The organism is Arthrobacter globiformis NBRC 12137 (assembly GCF_000238915.1).
Lineage (GTDB): Bacteria > Actinomycetota > Actinomycetes > Actinomycetales > Micrococcaceae > Arthrobacter > Arthrobacter globiformis.
The window spans coordinates 91,980-112,612 of record NZ_BAEG01000039.1 but is presented as its reverse complement, the minus strand read 5'-3'; the positions used below and the strand labels follow the sequence as shown (position 1 = coordinate 112,612).

17 protein-coding genes are annotated in these 20,633 nt (G+C 67.1%); 5 read left to right on the top strand and 12 right to left on the bottom strand.

Annotated features, from left to right (window positions below; genetic code table 11):
* Positions 1 to 93: 93 nt before the first annotated feature.
* A complete protein-coding gene (locus tag ARGLB_RS07735; protein WP_003800831.1) occupies positions 94 to 1,011 on the top strand; it encodes a GerMN domain-containing protein in 918 nt (305 codons plus the stop codon).
* Positions 1,012 to 1,086: 75 nt separating this feature from the next.
* On the opposite strand, the gene ARGLB_RS07730 is transcribed toward ARGLB_RS07735, so the two are convergent.
* From ARGLB_RS07730 to hrcA, 3 genes are read right to left on the bottom strand one after another with little or no spacing between them, the layout of a single operon-like run.
* Positions 1,087 to 1,857, bottom strand: coding sequence for a 16S rRNA (uracil(1498)-N(3))-methyltransferase (locus ARGLB_RS07730; protein WP_003800830.1), 771 nt, complete (start codon positions 1,855 to 1,857; stop codon positions 1,087 to 1,089).
* Between the two features lie 2 nt (positions 1,858 to 1,859).
* Positions 1,860 to 2,987, bottom strand: a complete 1,128-nt coding sequence (dnaJ, locus tag ARGLB_RS07725) for a molecular chaperone DnaJ (protein WP_003800829.1) — start codon at positions 2,985 to 2,987, stop codon at positions 1,860 to 1,862.
* 58 nt (positions 2,988 to 3,045) lie between these two features.
* Positions 3,046 to 4,059, bottom strand: coding sequence for a heat-inducible transcriptional repressor HrcA (hrcA, locus tag ARGLB_RS07720; protein WP_003800828.1), 1,014 nt, complete (start codon positions 4,057 to 4,059; stop codon positions 3,046 to 3,048).
* A gap of 211 nt (positions 4,060 to 4,270) precedes the next feature.
* Between hrcA and ARGLB_RS07715 the strand changes: the two genes are divergently transcribed.
* Positions 4,271 to 5,122: a DUF3097 domain-containing protein gene (locus ARGLB_RS07715; RefSeq protein ID WP_003800827.1), complete on the top strand. Its 852-nt coding sequence runs from the start codon at positions 4,271 to 4,273 to the stop codon at positions 5,120 to 5,122.
* A gap of 132 nt (positions 5,123 to 5,254) precedes the next feature.
* Positions 5,255 to 5,674 carry a DUF4870 domain-containing protein gene (locus tag ARGLB_RS07710; protein WP_003800826.1) on the top strand — a complete coding sequence of 140 codons (420 nt, stop codon included), beginning with the start codon at positions 5,255 to 5,257 and terminating at the stop codon, positions 5,672 to 5,674.
* An 82-nt stretch (positions 5,675 to 5,756) separates the two neighbouring features.
* Here the strand turns inward: ARGLB_RS07710 and hemW are convergent, their stop codons facing one another.
* Together hemW and lepA are read right to left on the bottom strand one after the other, a co-directional pair.
* Positions 5,757 to 6,986: a radical SAM family heme chaperone HemW gene (gene hemW, locus ARGLB_RS07705; protein WP_003800825.1), complete on the bottom strand. Its 1,230-nt coding sequence runs from the start codon at positions 6,984 to 6,986 to the stop codon at positions 5,757 to 5,759.
* A gap of 39 nt (positions 6,987 to 7,025) precedes the next feature.
* Positions 7,026 to 8,879 (bottom strand): translation elongation factor 4, encoded by a 1,854-nt coding sequence (gene lepA / locus ARGLB_RS07700; protein ID WP_003800824.1) that lies wholly within the window; start codon positions 8,877 to 8,879, stop codon positions 7,026 to 7,028.
* Positions 8,880 to 9,060: 181 nt separating this feature from the next.
* Here lepA and ARGLB_RS07695 point away from each other — a divergent pair, with 181 nt between their 5' ends.
* Positions 9,061 to 9,621 (top strand): type II toxin-antitoxin system PemK/MazF family toxin, encoded by a 561-nt coding sequence (locus ARGLB_RS07695; protein WP_043418379.1) that lies wholly within the window; start codon positions 9,061 to 9,063, stop codon positions 9,619 to 9,621.
* A 185-nt stretch (positions 9,622 to 9,806) separates the two neighbouring features.
* Positions 9,807 to 10,067 (top strand): 30S ribosomal protein S20, encoded by a 261-nt coding sequence (gene rpsT / locus ARGLB_RS07690; RefSeq protein WP_003800822.1) that lies wholly within the window; start codon positions 9,807 to 9,809, stop codon positions 10,065 to 10,067.
* Between the two features lie 215 nt (positions 10,068 to 10,282).
* Here the strand turns inward: rpsT and holA are convergent, their stop codons facing one another.
* From holA to leuS, 7 genes are all read right to left on the bottom strand, one after another.
* Positions 10,283 to 11,296: a DNA polymerase III subunit delta gene (holA, locus tag ARGLB_RS07685; RefSeq protein ID WP_043418343.1), complete on the bottom strand. Its 1,014-nt coding sequence runs from the start codon at positions 11,294 to 11,296 to the stop codon at positions 10,283 to 10,285.
* Positions 11,212 to 13,053, bottom strand: a complete 1,842-nt coding sequence (locus tag ARGLB_RS07680; RefSeq protein ID WP_245531495.1) for a ComEC/Rec2 family competence protein — start codon at positions 13,051 to 13,053, stop codon at positions 11,212 to 11,214. Before ARGLB_RS07680 ends, holA begins: the two co-directional genes overlap by 85 nt.
* A 127-nt stretch (positions 13,054 to 13,180) precedes the next feature.
* Positions 13,181 to 14,221, bottom strand: a complete 1,041-nt coding sequence (locus ARGLB_RS07675; protein ID WP_003800815.1) for a ComEA family DNA-binding protein — start codon at positions 14,219 to 14,221, stop codon at positions 13,181 to 13,183.
* 162 nt (positions 14,222 to 14,383) lie between these two features.
* Positions 14,384 to 14,569: a hypothetical protein gene (locus ARGLB_RS07670; RefSeq protein ID WP_003800813.1), complete on the bottom strand. Its 186-nt coding sequence runs from the start codon at positions 14,567 to 14,569 to the stop codon at positions 14,384 to 14,386.
* 164 nt (positions 14,570 to 14,733) lie between these two features.
* On the bottom strand, positions 14,734 to 16,509 hold the full coding sequence (locus ARGLB_RS07665; RefSeq protein WP_043418340.1) for an HNH endonuclease signature motif containing protein: 1,776 nt from the start codon (positions 16,507 to 16,509) through the stop codon (positions 14,734 to 14,736).
* A gap of 270 nt (positions 16,510 to 16,779) precedes the next feature.
* A complete protein-coding gene (locus tag ARGLB_RS07660) occupies positions 16,780 to 17,823 on the bottom strand; it encodes a DegV family protein (RefSeq protein WP_003800808.1) in 1,044 nt (347 codons plus the stop codon).
* 73 nt (positions 17,824 to 17,896) lie between these two features.
* Positions 17,897 to 20,422 (bottom strand): leucine--tRNA ligase, encoded by a 2,526-nt coding sequence (gene leuS, locus ARGLB_RS07655; RefSeq protein ID WP_003800806.1) that lies wholly within the window; start codon positions 20,420 to 20,422, stop codon positions 17,897 to 17,899.
* Positions 20,423 to 20,633: the final 211 nt, after the last annotated feature.

Below are 20,633 nucleotides of genomic sequence, written 5' to 3'. Positions count from 1 at the left end.
CGGAAACGGTCCGGCCTGCCCGCCAGCAACTGCCTATTCGAAGGGATCGCCAGCATCAGTCAGCAAGGAACTCCGGGACGGAAAGTACCGCGGATGCGCTCCGTGCTGCTCTCCGCGCTGCTTCCGGCTGCCCTGCTGATGTCCGGGTGCATCGCCGATCCTGACCCTGCGGTGACCTCCGCCAACTCTCCGACGTCCTCGTCGCGCCGGGCGGCGGGCACGGACGGCGTCCCCACTACCAGCGCGCCACTGGAAACGACGCAGTCCTCGAACAAGGCGCCGGTCTACTGGATCGGGCGCAGCAACAGCAACGTGTTCCTGTACCGCGAGTTCCGCGACGTGCCGGACGATGAGAACCCGATCACGCGGGCCCTTCGCGCCATGATGTCGGAGACACCGCTGGATCCGGACTTCTTCACGCCGTGGCAGAACCCCAAGAACCTCGCGACGTCGATCTCGGGCACCAACGTCATTACCGTGGACGTTTCCGCCGATGCCTTCAACAGCAACCTCGACGCGGACATGGCCCAGCGGGCCATCCAGCAACTGGTATACACCGCAACCGCCGCGGGGGCCAGTTCTGGCCTGATTGACGCCGGCCAGCAGATCGAGGTAGTGATCCTGGTGGACGGGCACACCGATTACCTGGCCTTCAAGCACGTCAAGCTCGGTGCCCCCACGTCGCGCAGTGCCGGAATGGTGGCGCCGGTGTGGATCATCGATCCGCAGCAGGGCACCGAAGTCAGCGACGGCCGGGTCAAGATCTCCGGACGAAGCACCGTCCCCAACGGCAAACTCCACTGGCGCATCCTCAAGGTCCAGGACAACGGCGACAAGGAAAGCTACCTGACCGGGGAGGCCACGGCGGCCTCGGATCCCGCCGCCTCCGGAGTCTTCGGCATCACGGTCAATCTCGCGCCCGGCAACTACGAGGTGCGGGTCTCCCAGATCGACCCGGGCAAGCCTGAAGACGAACTCAACGTGGACACGCGCGGGTTCACCGTTCGCTAAGTCCCCAGTGCGCTAAGTCCCCGAGTGCGCTGGGCTTACCGTTCACCGGTCGCTAGCGCCGTTCGCTGGTTGAGGCTACCAGCGGCCCAGGACGTCGCTTGCTACCACGACGCCGGCCGGTCCCGCCGTCGATGACCGCAGGACGTGCGGACCCAACAGCGCCGTGACCGCCCCGGCACTGCACAGCCGGGTGACCTCCCGGGGACTGATGCCCCCTTCGGGACCAACGATGAGGAGGATCTCTCCGGAGCCGGCCGCCTCCTGGCGCTCCTCCGACCACTTGCCGAGGACCCGCCGCAGCGGCGTCACTGCATCTTCGTGCAGGATCACGGCAAGGCCGGCTTCCGCCACGGTCTTTGCCAGGGCCTGGGTGTCGACGGCGGGACGCACCTCAGGGATCCAGGCGCGGCGCGCCTGCTTAGCAGCCGCAGCCACGGTGGACTGCCATTTCCCGTGCGCCTTGGCCGCCCGGTCACCCTTCCACCTGACGATGGACCGTTCGGACTGCCAGGGAATCACGGCGTCGATCCCCAACTCGGTGGCTGTTTCGATCGCAAGCTCATCCCGGTCACCCTTGGCGAGGGCCTGGACCAGGACCAGGCGCACGTCCGGCCGCGGTTCCACGCTGACGGAGGTGCATTCGACCGTCAGCTCGGCGGGGGCGGCACCGGTCACCGTTCCCGTGATGCGTTTGCCGGCGCCGTCGGCCAGGTCCACCTGCTCACCCACCGCCAGGCGCTTGACGGTCACCGCGTGCCGGGCCTCGGCGCCGTCGAGGACGAACAGAGAACCGGGAACCGTGCCGTCCAGCGCGCCGGCCGGGGTGAAGAATAGGGGGTTGCTCACCGCTACAGGTTACCGAGGCGGTCCCGCAGTTTGGCGAAGACGCCGCCGCTGGCTGCAAGCTTGCCCTCGGAGAACTGCTCGCCGCGGAGCTTGGCCAGCTGCCGGAGCAGGTCCTCCTGGGCGGGGTCGAGCTTGGACGGGGTTTCCACCTGCAGGTGGACCTTGAGGTCGCCGCGGCCGTAGCCCCGCAGGTGGGTGACGCCGAGGCCTCGGAGGGTGATGATCTCGCCGGACTGCGTGCCCGCCTTGACGTCGATCTCCTGCTTGCCATCGAAGGTTTCAAGGCTCAGTTCCGTGCCAAGGGCAGCGGCGGTCATCGGAATGTTCAGCGTCGCGTGGAGGTCGTCGCCCTCGCGGACGTAAGTAGCATCGTTGTTGACCCGGATTTCCACGTAAAGGTCGCCGGACGGGCCGCCCGCGGGGCCGGCCTCACCCTGCCCGGAGAGCTGGATCCGCGTTCCGGTGGCCACACCGGCCGGAACCTTGATGGTCAGGGAACGGCGGCTGCGGATGCGGCCCTGGCCGCTGCATTCGTTGCAGGGGTCCTTGATGACCGTGCCGAAGCCCTCGCATGAGCCGCAGGGAGCGGCGGTCATGACCTGGCCGAGGATGGAACGGACCGCCCGCTGAACCTGTCCGCTGCCGCCGCAGATGTCGCAGCGCTCGGGATGCGTGCCCGGCTGGCAGCAGGAGCCTTCACAGGTGGGGCAGGTGACGGCCGTATCCACTTCCAGCTTCTTGTTGACGCCGAAAACGGCATCGCGCAGGTCGATCCGGACGCTGATGAGCGCGTCCTGGCCGCGGCGGACGCGGGACGCGGGCCCGGAGGTCCCGCCCGCGCCGAAGAAGGTGTCGAAGATGTCCTGGAACGCGAAGCCCTGGCCGGCGTAACCGCCGCCGCCGAAGCCGTTGTCGGTGCCGTTCTCGTTACCGGTCGTGTCGTAGACCCTGCGCTTCTGCGGATCGGACAACACTTCATAGGCGTGGGTGACGGCCTTGAACCGTTCGGCTGCGTCTTCCCCGGAGTTGACGTCCGGGTGAAGCGAGCGGGCCAGCTTGCGGTAGGCCTTTTTGATCTCCTCGCCGGTGGCTTCCGGGGAGACTCCAAGAACGTCGTAGTGGCTGCTCAAAGTTCGTATCTCTTCCTGGTTGTACTGCCTGTGGTCAAAGGATGTCCGGGGCGTGCGGTCACGGGCCCAGAATCCTCGAAAGGTAGCGGGCCACGGCGCGCACGGCGGCCATGGTGGTGGGATAGTCCATCCGGGTGGGGCCAAGGATGCCCACCTTGGCGCTGGCGTCGGGGCCATAGCCGGTGGCCACCACCGACGCCTCGGCCAGCCCGTCGTAGGGGTTTTCGCGGCCGATGCTGACGGCCACGCCCCGGGGGTCCTGCGCCATGTCGCTTAGGAGCCGCAGCATCACAACCTGCTCCTCGAGGGCTTCCAGCACGGGTCCGATGCTGAGCGGGAAGTCCACGTTGGACCGCGCCAGGTTGGCCGTTCCGGCCAGGACCATCCGGTCCTCCCGGCTGTTGTGGGCGAGGCCCTCCAGTCCCTTGCCGAGGGCCATCGCAACGGGGCGCTCGGCCGGCGTGCAGCCGGCCACGACGGCGGCCAGGTGCTGGGGCAGGATGGCCACCGGCGTGCCGGCCACGCCGGTCAGGAACCGGGTGCGCAGGGAGGCGAGCGTGTCGTCGGACAGGTCCTGTCCGGCGTCGACGACGCGCTGGTCCACCTTGCCGGAGTCGGCGATCAGAACGATCAGCACCTTCCGCGGCGCCAGCAGCACGAATTCAATGTGCCGGACCACGGCGCGGCTCAGGTGCGGGTACTGCACGACGGCGACCTGGTTGGTCAGTTGGGACAGGAGCCGGGCCGTCCGGTCCAGGACGTCATCGAGGTCCTCCGATCCCTCCAAGAGGGTCTGGATGGCGCGTTTCTCCGCCGGGGAGAGCGGCTTGACCGCCGAGATCTGGTCGACGAACAGGCGGTAACCCTTGTCCGTGGGAATCCTGCCGGCGCTGGTGTGCGGGGCCGTAATCAGGCCCTCGTCCTCCAGCGCCGCCATGTCGTTCCGGATGGTGGCGCTGGAAACGCCCAGGTGGTGCCGTTCCACCAGGGCTTTGGAGCCGACAGGTTCGCGGGAATGGACATAGTCCTCCACGATGGCGCGCAGCACCTCTAGCTTCCGTGGTTCGCTCACAGTCCACCTCCTTTTGGCCATACCCGCGCCGGGCGGTAATCCTGCCCGCAACGCTGTGGTTAGCACTCGACATGCCTAAGTGCTAACAAGTCTAATATGAGTCGCCGCGTTGTTAGCATTGGTACCGCTCCGGGCGAAATTCCGGGCGCCTGTCCCCCGGCGGCATGTCCGCGGCCGGAGCGGCTCCTTCCGAGTGCAGAGCGGTGAACGAATGCAGTACCAGACCTGGGGCGCGCAGGAGATCGCAGCGCCCGCCAAGAACAGCCTGCCGGAGGTCCCGGTGGAGCGCGGCATGGTGCTCGAGGACGTCCAGTCCGGCTGGGTGGGCGCAGTAACCCGTGTGGAGAAGTCCGGCGGAATGCACCTGGTGGCGCTCGAAGACCGCCGCGGAAAGTCACGGTCCTTCAAGCTGGGCTTCGGATTCCTCCTGGAGGGGCAGCCGATCCGCCTGATGCCCCCGGCCCCCAAGGCCAAGCCCGCAGGGCAGGGCGCCGCGCGGACGGCGTCGGGTTCGGTCCGGGTGGAAGGGCAGCGCGCGCAGGTCGCCAAAGCTAGCCGGATCTGGGTTGAAGGCAAGCATGATGCTGAACTCGTGGAAAAAGTCTGGGGCGACGACCTCCGGGTGGAGGGCATCGTCGTCGAGCCGCTCCATGGCATCGACGACCTGGCGGCGGCAGTTGCCTCCTTCCGTCCCGGTCCCGGCCGCCGGCTTGGCGTTCTGGTGGACCACCTGGTCCCGGATTCCAAGGAGTCCAGGATCGCCGACGCCGTGATGGCGTCCCCCGGCGCCGCCGGGAACGTGCTGATCGTGGGCCACCCGTACGTCGACGTCTGGCAGGCGATCCGGCCATCGGTTCTGGGCATTCCGCAGTGGCCGGTGGTGCCGCGCGGCACGGACTGGAAAACCGGTATCCTCACGGCTTTCGGCTGGCCGCACGGGACGAAGGAAGACATTGGCCTCGGTTGGCAGAAACTCCTTGGCGCCGTGCGCACCTACGCCGACCTTGAGCCTGCCCTGCTGGGCCGGGTGGAAGAAGTCATCGATTTCCTCACTGTTCCATAGATCCGGTCCCGCGAATCGGCGTTGGGCCCGCGATTGCCCGTACGGGCCGGTATCCTTGGTACGGCGCCACCGCACCGCGGCCCCGGCGCCATCAACGCACTATCGCACCAACGCAAGCTAAAGGAAGACACCGTGGCAGAAGACGCTCGCGACCGCAGGGACACACAGTCCGGCCAGGACCTGCCCCAGTACCATGGGGTTCCGGCCAATGCGCTTCCGCTGACCGCCAGCGAGGACCGGCAGTGGGCCACCCTGGCGCACTTCGGGGGCATCCTCGGCTGTGTTCCGGCACTGCTGATTTACCTCATCTTCCGCGACCGCGGCCCGTTCACCGCGCAGGAGTCCAAGGAAGCCCTCAACTTCACCCTGCCGCCGACGATTGCAGCCTTCGTGGCCAACCTCCTGGTGCTACTTCCCGTCGTCGGCAATCTGTTCGCCGTCGTGGCCACGCTCATCTGGATTGCGCTGACCTGCTTCGCGGTGTCCGCGGGCGTCCACGTCAACAAGGGCCAGCCGCACCGGTACCAGTACAACCTCCGCTGGATTAAGTAAGCGCACACGACAGCGGCCCCAGACCTGTTCGGTTCTGGGGCCGCTGTTGTTAAGCCTTGCGCCGGTGGCGCCTCCGGGAGCTTCAGTCCGGCAGGATCCTGCGGACCACGGCGTCGGCCAGCAGCCGGCCTTTGAGGGTCAGGACCAGCCGGCCGCGGAAGGCGTCCGCTGGCGCCACAAGACCGTCGGCGATCAGCCCGGCCACGGCCTTCCGGCCTGAGGGTGAGAGCGCAGCCGTTTGCAGCCCGGAGGATAGGCGGGCTTCCAGCATGACCTTTTCGACGCTCCGGGTTTCCGCGTCGAGGGTCTCCCGACCTGCCGCCGGCGAGGCGCCTGAGGCAAGCCGGCCGGCATACGCGGTGGGGTGCTTGACGTTCCACCAGCGCACCCCGCCCACATGCGAGTGCGCGCCGGGTCCGATGCCCCACCAGTCATCCCCGCGCCAGTAGGCGAGGTTGTGACGGCACGCCTGCTCCGGCGTCGCGGACCAGTTGCTGACCTCGTACCAGTGCAGGCCGGCGTCGGAAATCATCCGGTCGGCGAGTTCATATTTGTCGGCATGGTCGTCGTCGTCGATCCCCGGAACTTCGCCACGGCGGATCTGGGCGGCGAGCTTGGTGCCGTCCTCCACAATCAATGCGTAGGCGCTGATGTGGTCCGGCCGGTACGACAGAGCGGTCTCCAGGGAGTAACGCCAGTCGTCCAGTGACTCGCCGGGCGTGCCGTAGATGAGGTCCAGGCTGACGGCGAGTCCGGCGTCGCGCGCCCACTGCACCACGAGCGGGACTCGGCTCGGAGTGTGGGTGCGGTCGAGGACCTTCAGCACGTGCGGCACGGCGGACTGCATGCCGAAGGAGACCCGTGTGAAGCCCGCGTCCGCGAGCAGCTGCAGAGACTCCGGCGTGACGGAATCCGGGTTGGCTTCCGTGGTCACCTCGGCGCCGGGTTCGATCCCCCACGTGTCTATGGCGGCACGGAGGATTCGAGCCAGATCCTCGGCCGGCAGGAGCGTGGGCGTGCCGCCGCCGAAGAAGACGGTGCTCAGCTTGCGGGCAGGCAGGCCCGACTCTTCAAGGACCCGCGCGGCAAAGTCCACTTCCGAGATGGCGGTGGAGGCGTAGGCGTCCTGGGACGCGCCGCCGCCAAGCTCGGTTGCGGTGTAGGTGTTGAAGTCGCAGTAACCGCAGCGCACCGCGCAAAACGGGATGTGCACGTAGAGCCCGAAGGCCCGGCTGGCTGCACCGCTGGCCGCCTGCTCCGGCAGGCGGCCGTCCGACGGCGCGGGGTCACCCAGGGGAAGAACGCTAGGCATGCGTGCGGCCTCCGGAGGTTGCAGCCACGGTTTTCACCACTACTTCTTGGCCTTGTCCTTGGACTCGTCGGTGGTCAGGGCGGCGATGAAGGCTTCCTGCGGCACTTCCACGCGCCCCACCATCTTCATGCGCTTCTTGCCTTCCTTCTGCTTTTCGAGCAGTTTGCGCTTACGGGAGATGTCACCGCCGTAGCACTTGGCCAGAACGTCCTTGCGGATGGCACGGATGGACTCGCGGGCGATGATCCTGGACCCGATGGCCGCCTGGATGGGCACCTCGAACTGCTGGCGCGGGATAAGTTCGCGCAGCTTGCCGGTCATCATCACGCCGTAGGCATAGGCCTTGTCCTTGTGGGTGATGGCGCTGAAGGCGTCCACCTGTTCGCCCTGGAGCAGGATGTCCACCTTGACAAGGTCGGCGACCTGTTCGCCGTCGGCCTTCCAGTCCAGCGAGGCGTAGCCGCGCGTCTTGGACTTGAGCAGGTCGAAGAAGTCGAAAACAATTTCGGCCAAGGGCATCCAGTACCGCAGCTCGACCCGGTCCTCGGACAGGTAGTCCATGCCGCGCATGACGCCGCGGCGGCCCTGGCAGAGCTCCATGATGGCACCGACGAACTCGTTGGGCGCGAGGATTGTCGCGGCCACCATGGGTTCGCGGACCTCGTTGATCTTCCCGGAGGGGAATTCGCTGGGGTTGGTCACAGTGACCACGTTCTTGTCCTCGAGCGTGACCTCGTAGACCACGTTCGGGGCCGTGGAAATCAGGTCCAGGTTGAATTCGCGTTCGAGGCGCTCACGGACGATCTCCAGGTGCAGCAGGCCGAGGAAGCCCACGCGGAAGCCGAAGCCGAGTGCTGCGGAGGTTTCCGGTTCGTAGATCAGGGCGGCGTCGTTCAGCTTGAGCTTGTCCAGTGCGTCGCGGAGCACCGGGTAGTCGGTGCCGTCCAGCGGGTAGAGGCCCGAGAACACCATCGGTTTGGGATCCGCATAGCCGCTCAGCGATTCCGCGGCGGGCTTGGCGAGGTTGGTGACGGTGTCACCCACCTTCGACTGGCGGACATCCTTAACACCGGTGATGAGGTACCCCACCTCGCCGACGCCCAGGCCCTTGGACGGGATGGGCTCCGGGGAGCTGACGCCGATTTCCAGGAGTTCGTGGCTGGCCTTGGTGGACATCATCTGGATCCGCTCGCGCGGGTGCAGCATCCCGTCCACCACGCGGACATAGGTGACCACGCCGCGGTACGTGTCGTAGACGGAGTCGAAGATCATGGCCCGGGCAGGTGCATCGGGGTCGCCGACCGGTGCGGGCAGGTCGCGCACGATCTTGTCCAGCAGTGCCTCGACACCCACGCCGGTCTTGCCGGAGACCAGCAGCACGTCTTCGGGATCGCCGCCGATCAGGCTGGCCAGTTCGGCGGCGTACTTCTCCGGCTGGGCGGCCGGCAGGTCGATCTTGTTCAGGACCGGGATGATGGTGAGGTCGTTTTCCATGGCCAGGTACAGGTTGGCCAGCGTCTGGGCCTCGATGCCCTGCGCTGCGTCCACCAGCAGAACGGCCCCCTCGCAGGCGGCGAGCGAGCGGGACACCTCGTAGGTGAAGTCCACGTGGCCCGGCGTGTCGATCATGTTCAGGGCGTAGCTCTTGCCGTCGAGTTCCCAGGGCATGCGGACGGCCTGGGACTTGATGGTGATGCCGCGCTCGCGCTCGATATCCATGCGGTCCAGATACTGGGCCTTCATGTCGCGGGACTGCACGACGCCGGTGAACTGCAGCATGCGGTCGGCCAGGGTGGACTTACCGTGGTCAATGTGCGCGATGATGCAGAAATTCCGAATAATGGCCGGATCTGTCGCGGCGGGCACCGGGGCGGTGCGGGCCATGGGAGACACGCAGGGTCCTTACTGTTGGCATTTCAGCGGCGTTGTTCAGGCTGAACTCTGGCCATCCTGCTGCCTGCCGCAATATCTGAACCTCTAGTCTCCCACGTCCCGGGCGCTGGCAGTACATTTCGTGCGGCCGCACGCCCGGAGGTCCGGCAGGTGCGGAGGCCGCGCCGGTAGGGTGGCCCGCATGGCATTGAACTTCTCCTCCATCGGCGGCGCCGTCCGAGCATCGCTGCGCTTCCTCGGGGTGCTAAGGAAGCCGGCGGGCCGGACTCCGGCGCCCGCCACTCGGGCGCCCGCCCCGGGCAGGTCCGGAAACGCGGCCCGGCTCCGGGCCGGCGTAACGGGGACCTACCCGGGCGACTTCACCGGCACGGCGACGCTGCGGTACGCCCCTTCCCCGGACGGCCGCCCGGACCCCGGCGAGATCGTGTGGACCTGGGTTCCCTTCGAAGAGGACCATTCACGGGGCAAGGACCGGCCGGTCCTCCTTGTTGGCAGCCATGGGCGGTACCTGCTGGGTCTGATGCTGACCAGCAAGGACCATGACGGCCACCCGCGTGCCCGCCGCGATTATGTGGATATCGGCACCGGCCCGTGGGACAGGCAGGGCCGCCCCAGCGAGGCCAAGCTGGACCGCGTCCTGCAGATCCATCCGGCCGACATTCGGCGCGAGGGCTCGGTTCTGGAGCGGAAGAAGTTTAGGCTGGTGGCGGACGAGTTACGGCTGCTGCACGGCTGGAAGTGACGCCGGCGCGCCGTCCGCGGGCTGAATGGCCACAAATGGCCGCGACCTGCTAAGATTTATAGCTGTGTGTCCGTGCAGGTCGACGGTCACTGATGGCTGGCCGCCATAGGTATCCCCACGCCGCTCAGTCAAGGCCAGCTTGAAAGCCCTCTAGACCATTTCCGCATTACAAAGAGAGTTCACACGTGGCAAATATCAAGTCCCAGAAGAAGCGCATCCTGACCAACGAGAAGGCTCGCCTGCGCAACAACGCAGTCAAGTCTGAGCTGAAGACGGCCATCCGCGCCGTCAACACCGCCGTTGAGTCCTCCGACAAGGAAGCTGCTACTACTGCGCTCGTTTCTGCCAGCCGCAAGCTGGACAAGGCTGTCAGCAAGGGTGTTCTGCACAAGAACAACGCTGCAAACCGCAAGTCGGCGATCTCCAAGAAGGTCAACGCACTCTAAGGTTTTCCAGTTCATTTGAACTGATGCTTGTGGCCGGCACCGTTGGTGCCGGCCACTTCTCTTTTAACTTCCGACGGCGGTGCTTCCCGACGGCGGTCCCCGGACTTCCGGCCCCCGTTCCGAGTCCGGCCACTTCAGACCGCGTCCACCGGGTGCAGGGCCGGGAGGCGGCCAGTTCCGCCTCCTTCGCGTCCGCCAATTCCCGCGGCGCCGGGCTATCGACCGCGGGCAGCCGCCGCTATCACCGTCACGGCGTGTTCCACAGCGTAGACCGGATCACGGGATAGCCCTTTGACCTGGGCATCGGCTTCGGCCGTGACTTGGATGGACCGCGCCAGGCCCTCCGGCGTCCACCTGCGGACGTCCCGCTGCGCCTGCTCCACCAGCCACGGCTGCATGCCCAACTGCTTGGCGATCTGAGCCGCCGAGCCCTTGGCGCCGGCGACCTTGGCAACTGTCCGCAGCTTCGCCGCCAGGGCAGCGACCAGCGGCACCGGATCGGCACCGGTGGCCAGAGCGTGACGGAGCGTGGACAGCGCCACCGGACCGTTGCCTGCCATCGCGGCGTCTGCCACCTTGAAGGCCGTTGCTTCGACCCTGCCGCCGTAGTAGCGGTCGACCATGTCAGCGTCGACGGCAGTGGAGGCGTCGGCAATGAGCTGGCTGCACGCCGCCGCCAGCTCGGACAGATTGGCGCCCACCGCGTTGACCAGGGACTGCACTGCTTCCGGAGTGATCCGCCTGCCGGCGGCCTTGAACTCCGCGGTGACAAAGGCGGTCTTTTCCGCATCTTTTTTCAACGGCTGGCAGTCGACGGTCGGCCATCCCCCGGCCTTCACGGCGTCGAGAAGCTTCTTGCCGCGGGTTCCGCCGCCGTGCCGGAGCACGAGGACAGCATCCTGCTCCACATGCTTGAGATAGGTCAGTGCGTCCGCCAGAAAGGCGTCGTTCATTGCTTCGAGGCCGTCCACCTCAATCAGCTTGCTCTCACCGAACAGCGACGGGCTGACGTTCATGGCCAGCGCCCCGGCCTCGTACGAGCCGGCAGTGAGCCTGGTGATTTCGACGTCCGGCGCGGCCGCACGCACCTGGCTCCGGACACGGTCCATCGCGCGGATGCCGAGGTACTCCTCGGGACCCGTAATCAGGACGACCGCCGCAGGGGCCACGTCTCGCCACGACGCCGCATTGGCTGCGGGCGTCTTCGGTCGTTGCTGGGCAGCGGCCACTGGTGATTCCTCCCGGAGTTCAGGTTGCAGAGTCTAAGTCTCCCATGATCGGCGGGGCTGGCGCGGCGGAGCCTGACCTCCGGCAGCCGGTCAAGGAGGCGGACAGTGCCAGCGTGCGCGGCGAACACCAGCTTGATGGTCCGGGCGGGATGGGCGGCCATCCACACGGACAACAATGTCACAACGGAGAACAGCAGCATGGTCAGCAACCCGAACACGCCCTCCGGCCAGGGCGGCGCGGCACCGGGAAGACCGGCGGTGAACCGGGCGACGGCTGCCACTCCGCCGGCAAAGAAGCCCGCCGCGCCGATAAGGAAGGTGGCCAGCCACGGAGCGAGTGGCAGGAGCGTCACTGCAGCCGTACCCAGGATGGTCACGGGCGCTACGAGCGGGGCAACAAGCACGTTGGCCAGCAGCGAGTAGGTGGAAAACTGCGGCTGCAGCACCACGATGACAGGGCCGCACAGGACTTGGGCTGACAGGGGTACGGCAACAGCTGCTGCAGCCCAGCGCGGCGCGTTTGCTGGAAACCAGCCCATGACGCAGCGGCCCAGCACAATGATCCCCAGGGTGGCGAGGACGGAGAGCAGGAACCCGAAGCTGACGCCCAGTTCCGGCTCCACGAGCAGCAGGGCAATCACGGCCAGGCAAAGGAAACTGAGTCCCCGGCCTGCCCTGCCGCCCGCCAGGGACGCCAATGCAATCGCACCCATCAGCGATGCCCTGAGCACGCTGGCATCGGGCCCCACCATGAGAACGAACAACCCGAGGCCAGCGAGGGCGACAGCAGCGGCGGGAAACCTGGCAAGGCGCAGCGAGCGTGCCGCCAACAGCAGAGCGCCCAGTATCAGGCTGCAGTTGGCACCGGACACCGCAGTCAGGTGCGTCAGGCCAACGGTTTTCATGGCTGTCTCGAGCCCTTCGTCGAGGCCACCGGTATCGCCCGTGACCATGCCCGGGAGGAGGCCCTTTGGGTCGGGGGCCAGCCATGCCGAGGCCGAGGCGAACCTCTTGCCCAGCGCGGCCGGCGCCTGCTGCCAGTCCTGCGCTGGTGCGAGCCGGGCGGGCGGTGAGGACGCAGTCAACATCGCTGCCTCCACGCGGCCCGGGTCCGGAGGCCGGAGCTTTCCGGTGACCCGGAGCAACTGGCCGGTGCCGGCATGCTGCCATTCCTGCCCGCCAATGATGACCACCGGCAGTTGGGCGTGCGTGACGTGGCCTCCGGACGTCAACGACCGGGCCACCGCCCCGACTGCCCAGCGTTCGTCACGGCCCGAGGGGCCAGGTGTCTTGAGGGCTCGCGGAGACCCGGTGATCTCGGCTTCCACCACAACTGACGCCCGCCCGGCGATCAGTCCTGCCACCTGGTCGTCATGGCGCTGGGCCGAGGACACGGCAGAATGAGCTGTCGACGCTGCGGCCAGCATGAGTGCTGCCGTCAGGGTGGTCAGGAAACTGCGCCGCCAGTGCCTTCCGGCGCTCTTCCTGCGCAGGACCATCGCCAGCAGCACTCCGGCACACGCAGCGAGACTGCCCCAGATAAACAGTAGGCCGATTGGTGTCAGCCATGGTCCGGCGACCGTGGCGGCCCACACGAGCAGTGCAGCCGGGGCAAGGCGAAGATCGGTTCGACGCCGGTTGGATTCAGATGGGGCCGCGTCCTGCTCGTCCGGCAGCAGACGACGGCGGATGTCCGCACGGATTTTCTGGCCGAGAGTAGTCGCGGGACCGGCACGGGACGGAGACTGAGACGGCACTGATTCCGTTGGGGCAGAATCGCCGGCGCCGGACTCATGTGACGTGGAGTCGGCCCTAGGGAAGTCCACTGCCGCCTGGACATAGCGGTGCCACGGGCTGGGCGCGCGTCCGGTCCTGCCCTTCATGTCAGACCGTCACCAGCGGAAGCAAGGCTTCCAGCATTTTGGGCCCGACTCCGTCGACGGCGTCCAGTTCCTCGGGCGACTTGAAGGGGCCTTGTTGCGTGCGCCAGTCGACGATTCGCTGGGCCAGCACAGGGCCAACCCTCGGCAACTCGCCGAGTTCCTCCACGGTGGCGGTGTTGAGGTTGATTTTCCCGCCGGCACCAGTCCCTGCATGCCCGCCGGTTCCATCGGCTGTGGCATCGTCCGCTCCTGATGCGCCGACCGCCCCAGACTTGTCAGCTGGCGCGGCACCGGTAGTGTCGGCCGGTGCCGCCTCACCGCGGCGCGGTACGTAGATCTTCTGGCCGTCCTCCAGCGGGGAAGCCAGGTTGAGCCGGTCGAGGTCGGCCTCCGGGCGGGCGCCCCCGGCGGCGGCGATGGCCTCGTGTACCCGGCTTCCCCGCGCGAGCCGGACCACTCCCGTTTTCTTCACCGCCCCGGCGACGTGCACCACGACGTTCCCGGCTACCCCGTCACCGTTCGCCCCGGCACTGTTCGCCCCGCCGGCGTCTGTCCCGCCGGCGCCTATTGCGTCAGTGTCGTTGCCGTCACTGCCCGGCCCGCTGCCATCCGTGCCTCCGCCGTCCGGGTTGCCCTCCTTGTCCGCTGCGCTGGTGGCCGGTGACCCGGCCGCATTGTGGGTCACTGAGCCGAGCGGAAGGACTACGGGTCCGTTGGCAGCCACCTGCCACCAGAGCAGGACCCCGGCGATCAGCGACAGCACGCCCACCAATGCTGCGGCGCCAATGCCCAGACGCCATCGGAACCGCGGTTCGGGCACTTCCTCGGACACCGCAGACCCGGCGGAACCGGCCTGGCGGCCATAGGTAAAGCCACCTCCCGATCCCGCGTCGAGCAGTCCAGTGGCACCACCGCCGGGCTGCTGGTTGGGCTCTTCATCTCCGACAGGACCGGTACTGCCCGTAAGGCCGGGGGTGGTGGGCAGTCCGAGTGAGGCGGCCAGTCGACTGGCTGTCCGCCCATCTGTTGTCCTCCCCTGCATGGAGCGACGTCCACCACCGGAATACCCCAGGCCTGGCCGCCCTTCCCCAGCGCGCGGCTGAGCGCTGGCTGATGCTCCAGCGGTCCGGCGTGACATATCCACCACGCTAGGAAACGGTTAGCCTTCCCGACAGTCCCGTCATGCCCTATGTGGAAAGCGCCGCTATCGCTGATAGGTGATGTAGGCCTCGTACTGCACTCGCCACTTCTCCGGCTCTTTGGGATCCGGGATGGTGGTGGTGAGGAACTGGACGGTGGTGACCTGGCCCTTCAGGTACTTCAGCCATTTTGTGACTTCGTCGGCCACATCCCGGTCCAACTGGGCGACGTGGTGGACTTGCATGGACATGGGAGCCTCCTTGCTCGGTGGGGAGACTGTACTACCGGCGGGCGGGCACTGCTAGGGCACGAGAAGTGGGCAGCGGTTTTGGCGCCCGACCGGCAGGGGCAGGCCCAGCACGGAGACGGCAAGTGGCAGGGGGTTGCGGCGGCGCGATAGGGGCAGGCGTATTCCTAGGCCGCTATGGATGACCAGTAGGGCCATGGATCAACCGGCAGGGGTGGTTCAGGAACGCCGAAAGCCATTGGGGTCCCAACCCCGTCAAGGTCCTCGGGGGTTTCCACGGATTCGCGGCCTTGATACCAGGACAGTCCAGACCGGTCATTGAACCCGTCGAACCCATCGGGTCCGTCTGACCACCCTGGAGGCTCGGGCCAGTCCTGAACGAGCGACGGTTCCCGCCAATCTTGGACGTGCGGCGGTTCCTGTAAGTTTGGCGGCTCCAGCCAGTCTTGCCAGCCAGGCGGCAGTTCCCGCGAATCTTGGCCGGGCGGTGGTTCTGGCCAGGTGGGTGGTTCCCAGTCCTGGTACTCGGCGGGGTAAGACCGCCCCATGGGCGAGATCCAGCCTGGTGGATTGTCGCGAGTGGCGCCGACGGGTCTCCATTGCGTGCTGTGTTTCAGTCTGTGGTGCTTGGGGCAGGGTTGGCCGAGGTTGGCGACGCCGGTGCCGCCGCCGTCGGCCCAGGCGAGGATGTGGTCGGCGTCGTTGTCCAGGGAGTGGTTGTTGCAGTTGGGAAAGGTGCACTTGGCATCGCGGAGCCGCAGCCATTGGCGCATCGGCTTCGTCAGCCGGTAGCTGGCGCTGCCGATCTCCAACGGTGCCCCGTCCCGCGGATCAACCAGCACCCGGTGGAATGATGTTGCGCCGTCGGCGACCAGCCGGCGGGCCATCGACGGCGGGATCGGACCGTGCCCGTCGAGAGTGGCCGGCTCCTCGGACAGGCCAAGCAGCGAAAACACCGGAACCGTGACCAGAACCTGCGCCGCCGGCGAGGGAACATCACCAACGAGCAGTCCCGCGGCCGGCGTTCCACGGGCTGGCACGTCACCAGCCCGCGCAGAGTCTGTGGGCGGGTCATCAGTCGCGCCGCCCACTCCCGGTGCCGGGCCGAGCAACCAACCGGCGAACGCGTCGACGCGGAGCTGGGTCAGAGTGCGGGTTTCGCTCGGGCCCTGCAGAGCCCGGGCAGCGGCGGTGGTCCGGTTCCAGATCCCGGCCGCCTGATCCGCGGGCAGATACGCCGACAGCCACGCCATCCCGTCCCGGTCCGGGGCATACTCCAGCCGCCGGTCCTTCACACACTTGTGGTGGCGTTTTTCAATGCTGACCTGATGATGCCGTTCCCGCCAGTACCTGGCCTTCGCCCGGAACCTTGCCGTCGTCAGCTCCCCCGCCGGACAACCCCGGGCCGGGTTAGGTGCGTCCGGGTCCAGGAAATGCGCCTCAAACGCCGCCGCCGCTTCCGGCGACAGACCCTCGGTCTCGTCACACATGATCCGCCCGTGCTGCCAGGAGATAGTTCCTGAGCCCAGCGCGCCCAGCGCCAACGGCAGATCACTGGTGAGTTTCGCGGATTCCACCAGCAACCGCTCCGCCGACCCTTCACTCACCGTCAGCGCGCACGCGACCTCGGCGGTCACCGACATCCGCCGCACGGTGCGATCCTGCGCGGACGCCTCAGGCGGAGTCATGGCCTCCTCCGCCGCGGCGAAGCCGGCGGCGAGGTGCACCTTCACCGCCGCCAGCCGGGCCTCCATCGCAGCCACACCGGCCAGACCCTCCAGGCACGCACCCGCCAGATCCCCCAAAGGATCCGCCTCACCCGGATCCGACCCACCGGGCAACGCAGCCGGACCCGGATCAGCCACCCGACGCAGCCCAGCAGCCAGCCAAAGAGCAGAGGCACCGACGGCCTCCAACGTCCCCGCAACCACTGCACTATCCATACCCACAGCATGACAGGGGGCTGTGACAATAAAGGGTGGATCAGGCCCCACAAACGGACCGGACCGAAGATGTTTTTTAAGACCGCTCCAGAACGAAAACCCGGTACCAGCACAGGGCGTTCCCAGCGCCCACAACGCCCTGGGCTGCGACCTAGTTGTACGCCCTTGAGGCCGGTTCCGTCGGCGCGGACCACCGATCCCAGGTCCTAGTTGTTCAAGGTCCGAGTTGTTCAAGGTCCTAGTTGTTCAAAGCCCCAGGTGACCAAAGTACTAGGTGCCGGCCTCATTACCGCCGGCGTCAGCAGCCTTGGAGGGGGCGGCGAGGCAACCCGCCACGGACGAGCTGCTCTCCCCCACGATCACCGCCAGGACTCCAAGCCCGGCGTGGGCCGCCAGTACCGCGGGCAGCGAGCTGATCTGGGCCGGCGGAACGGCCGGGAGCTTCGCCGCGAGCCGGGCGGCAAGCATATCTGCCTCGGGCCGGTTGCCGAAGTGGTGGATCGCGAGCCGGGCCTCGCCCAGAGGCCGTCCGGCGGCCTCTGCCACCACGATCTCCTCAAGCCGGGCAATGGCTTTCGCTGCGGAGCGGACCTTTTCCAGCGGAACGATCTTGCCGTCGTCGACCGCGAGAATCGGCTTGATGGCGAGCATGGCTCCGACCAGCGAGGCTGCGGCGCCGATGCGTCCGCCGCGCCGCAACTGCTCCAGGCTGGGCACGTAAAAATACACTTTGGACCGTGCGGCGCGTTCCTCGGCGAGCCGGCGCACTTCGCTGGCATCGCGGCCGTCCGCCGCAGCCACCACGGCGCTCTGGACGGCGAGTCCCTGCGCCATTCCCACGGTGCGGGTGTCCAGCACCTCCACGGGGATCTTGACCCGCCCGGCAGCGAGGCGGGCGGCATCAGCGGTGCCGGACAGGCCGCCGGAAATATGAATGGACACAACCGACTCAAAGCCCTGCCGTTCGGCGGCCAGGTAGGCCTGCTCAAACTGGCCCGGCGACGGCCGGGAGGTCTTGACGGGCGTCGCGGCGGCCAGGGCCACCGCGATGGTACCGGCGATGTCGTCCTCGCCCTCGCCGTAAATCTCCTCACCCACCATGACGGGCATGGGAATGACGGCCAGTCGGCCGTTGATGGAGAAGGCCCGAACCCAGTCGGCGGGCAGTGCGGCGGCCGAATCCGTCACCACAGCGGTGCGGACGACGACGGCGGGCTCACCCGTAGGCGGGACCTGGCCCGGCCTGGTGGCCTGGCGGAGACGGACCAGGTGCTCCTTTAACCACAGCCAGGCTGCCGGTTCGCGGTCAATCACGGCACACCCCCTGCAGTTGTTTCCGGCCGCCGGCAGTGCCGGCGGCCGGAACCCGGCCAGTCAGTCCGTCCCGTTAGGCCGGGACGATGTTCACCAGTTTAGGTGCACGCACGATCACGGTCCGGATACCGCGGCCGTCGAGGGCACGCTGGACGTTCTCGGAGGCCAGCGCAAGCTCGCGCAAGTCGTCCTCGGAGATGGCCGGTGAGACCTCAAGCCGGTCCCTGACCTTGCCCTGGACCTGGACCACCGCGGTGATGGTCTCCTGCACCAGCAGCGCCTCGTCGTGCGAAGGCCAGCCTGCATTGGCCACCGACGCCGGGTGCCCCAGGACGTTCCACAGGTCTTCCGCCGTGTAGGGCGCGAAGAGGCTCAGGATGACGGCGACAACCTCGGTAGCCTCGCGCACCGCCGGGTCGGCACCGCCGGCGCCCGAGTCGATGGTCTTGCGGGTGGCATTGACCAGTTCCATCAGCTTGGCTACCACGACGTTGAACTTGTTGTTGTCCAGCAGCTCCGCAGCGTCCGCGATGGTCCTGTGCGTGACCGAGCGCAGCGCGCGGTCACCGGTGCTGAAGTCAACACCGGGGGCGCTGGACACGTCCTGCCCAAGGCGCCAAGCACGGGCCAGGAACTTCGCCGAGCCCGACGGCGAAACGTCCGCCCAGTCGACGTCGTCCTCGGGCGGGGAAGCAAAGATCATGGTGAGCCGGACGGCGTCGACGCCGTACTTGTCCAGCTGCTCGCCCAGATCAACACCGTTGCCCAGCGACTTGCTCATCGCCTTGCCGCCATTGAGCACCTGGCCCTGGTTGAGCAGGGCGCTGAAGGGCTCGTCCGCTGCCAGGAGGCCCAAGTCATGAACGACCTTGGTAAAGAAACGGGCGTAGAGCAGGTGCAGGATGGCGTGCTCGACGCCGCCGATATACTGCCCGACCGGCATCCAGTCGTTGATCTTCGCCGGATCGAACGGACCGTCGGTGTAGTGCGGGGAGACAAAGCGAAGGAAGTACCAGGACGAGTCCACGAACGTGTCCATGGTGTCCGTGTCCCGCTGGGCTGCACGTCCGCAGTTGGGGCATTCGACATTGACCCATTCGGCGGCAGCGGCCAACGGAGAGGTTCCCCGCGGGGACAGTGCCTCGCCACGCAGGTCCTCGGGAAGCGTAACCGGCAGTTGCTCGTCGGGCACCGGCACTTCGCCGCACTCGGCGCAGTGGATGATGGGGATCGGGGTGCCCCAGAACCGCTGGCGGCTCAGGAGCCAGTCGCGCAGCCGGAAGTTCACAAACTTCTCGCCTGTGCCCTGACCTTCGAGAATCCGGATGGCTTCAGGAATCGCGTCGCTCTTGGGCAGGCCGTCCAGCGTGCCCGAGTTGATGAGCGTGCCCTCCCCCGCCGTTGCCTTGCCGGAGACGGCGGGATCCTCCTCGCCGGTGTCCAGCACCGCGCGTACCGGCAGGCCGAACTCCTTGGCGAAGTCGAGGTCGCGCTGGTCGTGCGCGGGGACAGCCATAATGGCACCCGTGCCGTAGTCGGCCAGGACGTAGTCCGCTGCCCACACGGGCAGCTTCTCACCGTTCAGGGGATTGATGGCGTAGCGGCCGGTGAAAACACCTGTCTTTTCGCGTTCGGTGGACTGGCGTTCGATGTCCGAAAGGGCCTTAACCTTTTCACGGTAGGCCATGAGTGCGTCGTGGTGCTCGGGGGTGACCAGGTCCAGTGCCAGGTGCGCGTCCGCGGCCACCACAAAGAAGGTGGCCCCGTACAGGGTGTCCGGACGCGTGGTGAAGACCGTGACTTCGCGCTCGGCACGTCCGTCCGACGCCTCGATCACGAACCGGACATGCGCGCCTTCCGAGCGGCCAATCCAGTTTCGCTGCATCGCCAGTACTCGCTCGGGCCAGTGCCCCTGCAGCTCGGACATGTCGTCCAGCAACCGGTCCGCATAGTCGGTGATCTTGAAATACCACTGGTTCAGCGATTTCTTGGTCACCGCAGTGCCGCAACGCTCACAGGCGCCGTTGACTACCTGCTCGTTGGCCAGCACCGTCAGGTCCTTGGGACACCAGTTGACCGGCGAGTCCTTGCGGTAAGCCAGGCCGCGCTCGTAGAAGCGCTTGAACAGCCACTGGGTCCAGCGGTAGTACTCGGGATCTGACGTGTGCAGCCGGCGGGACCAGTCGGCAGAGATGGCGTAGCGCTTGAACGAGGCCGCCTGGGTGTCAATGTTCGCGTAGGTCCACTCACTCGGGTGGGCGTTGCGCTTGATGGCCGCGTTTTCCGCGGGGAGCCCGAAAGAGTCCCAGCCGATCGGGTGCAGCACGTCGTATCCCTGCTGGCGCAGGTACCGCGCCACCACGTCGCCCATCGCAAACGCTTCGGCGTGGCCCATGTGAAGGTCGCCGGACGGGTAGGGGAACATGTCCAGGACGTAGCGGCGCTCCCGGGATCCGTCGTCGGCGGGGGTGAAAACCTTCAGGTCTTCCCATACCTGCGGCCACCGGGCCTCCATCGCCGCGAAGCTGTACGCGCCCTCTTCGGGCGTCTCCGCTCCGCCTGCTGCTGTTCCGGTTTCGGTCTCCGGCTGAACGCTCACTGCTGCCCTCTTCTGTTCTGTCATGACCCTCTGTCCTGTCACAACGGTCTGATCCCCGCCGCCTGCCGGGAAGGTCTCCCCGGACACACAAAAGCCCCTCGACATGGAGGGGCGGCCGCTCGATAATCCGTATTTGTTCGGGATACCAAGCGGCTAGCTAAGCAGAAGGATCGCACGCATACAGCAACCTTACCGCCTGTCCACCAATACA

What these genes read in the sequence shown, in the direction of transcription:
- ARGLB_RS07735 (WP_003800831.1), top strand. Translation starts at nt 94, where the DNA reads ATGCGCTCCGTGCTGCTCTCCGCGCTGCTTCCGGCTGCCCTGCTGATG.
- ARGLB_RS07670 (WP_003800813.1), bottom strand. Translation starts at nt 14,569, where the DNA reads ATGTCCATGCAAGTCCACCACGTCGCCCAGTTGGACCGGGATGTGGCC.
- hemW (WP_003800825.1), bottom strand. Translation starts at nt 6,986, where the DNA reads ATGCCTAGCGTTCTTCCCCTGGGTGACCCCGCGCCGTCGGACGGCCGC.
- ARGLB_RS07675 (WP_003800815.1), bottom strand. Translation starts at nt 14,221, where the DNA reads ATGCAGGGGAGGACAACAGATGGGCGGACAGCCAGTCGACTGGCCGCC.
- ARGLB_RS07715 (WP_003800827.1), top strand. Translation starts at nt 4,271, where the DNA reads ATGCAGTACCAGACCTGGGGCGCGCAGGAGATCGCAGCGCCCGCCAAG.
- ARGLB_RS07665 (WP_043418340.1), bottom strand. Translation starts at nt 16,509, where the DNA reads ATGGATAGTGCAGTGGTTGCGGGGACGTTGGAGGCCGTCGGTGCCTCT.
- ARGLB_RS07695 (WP_043418379.1), top strand. Translation starts at nt 9,061, where the DNA reads ATGGCATTGAACTTCTCCTCCATCGGCGGCGCCGTCCGAGCATCGCTG.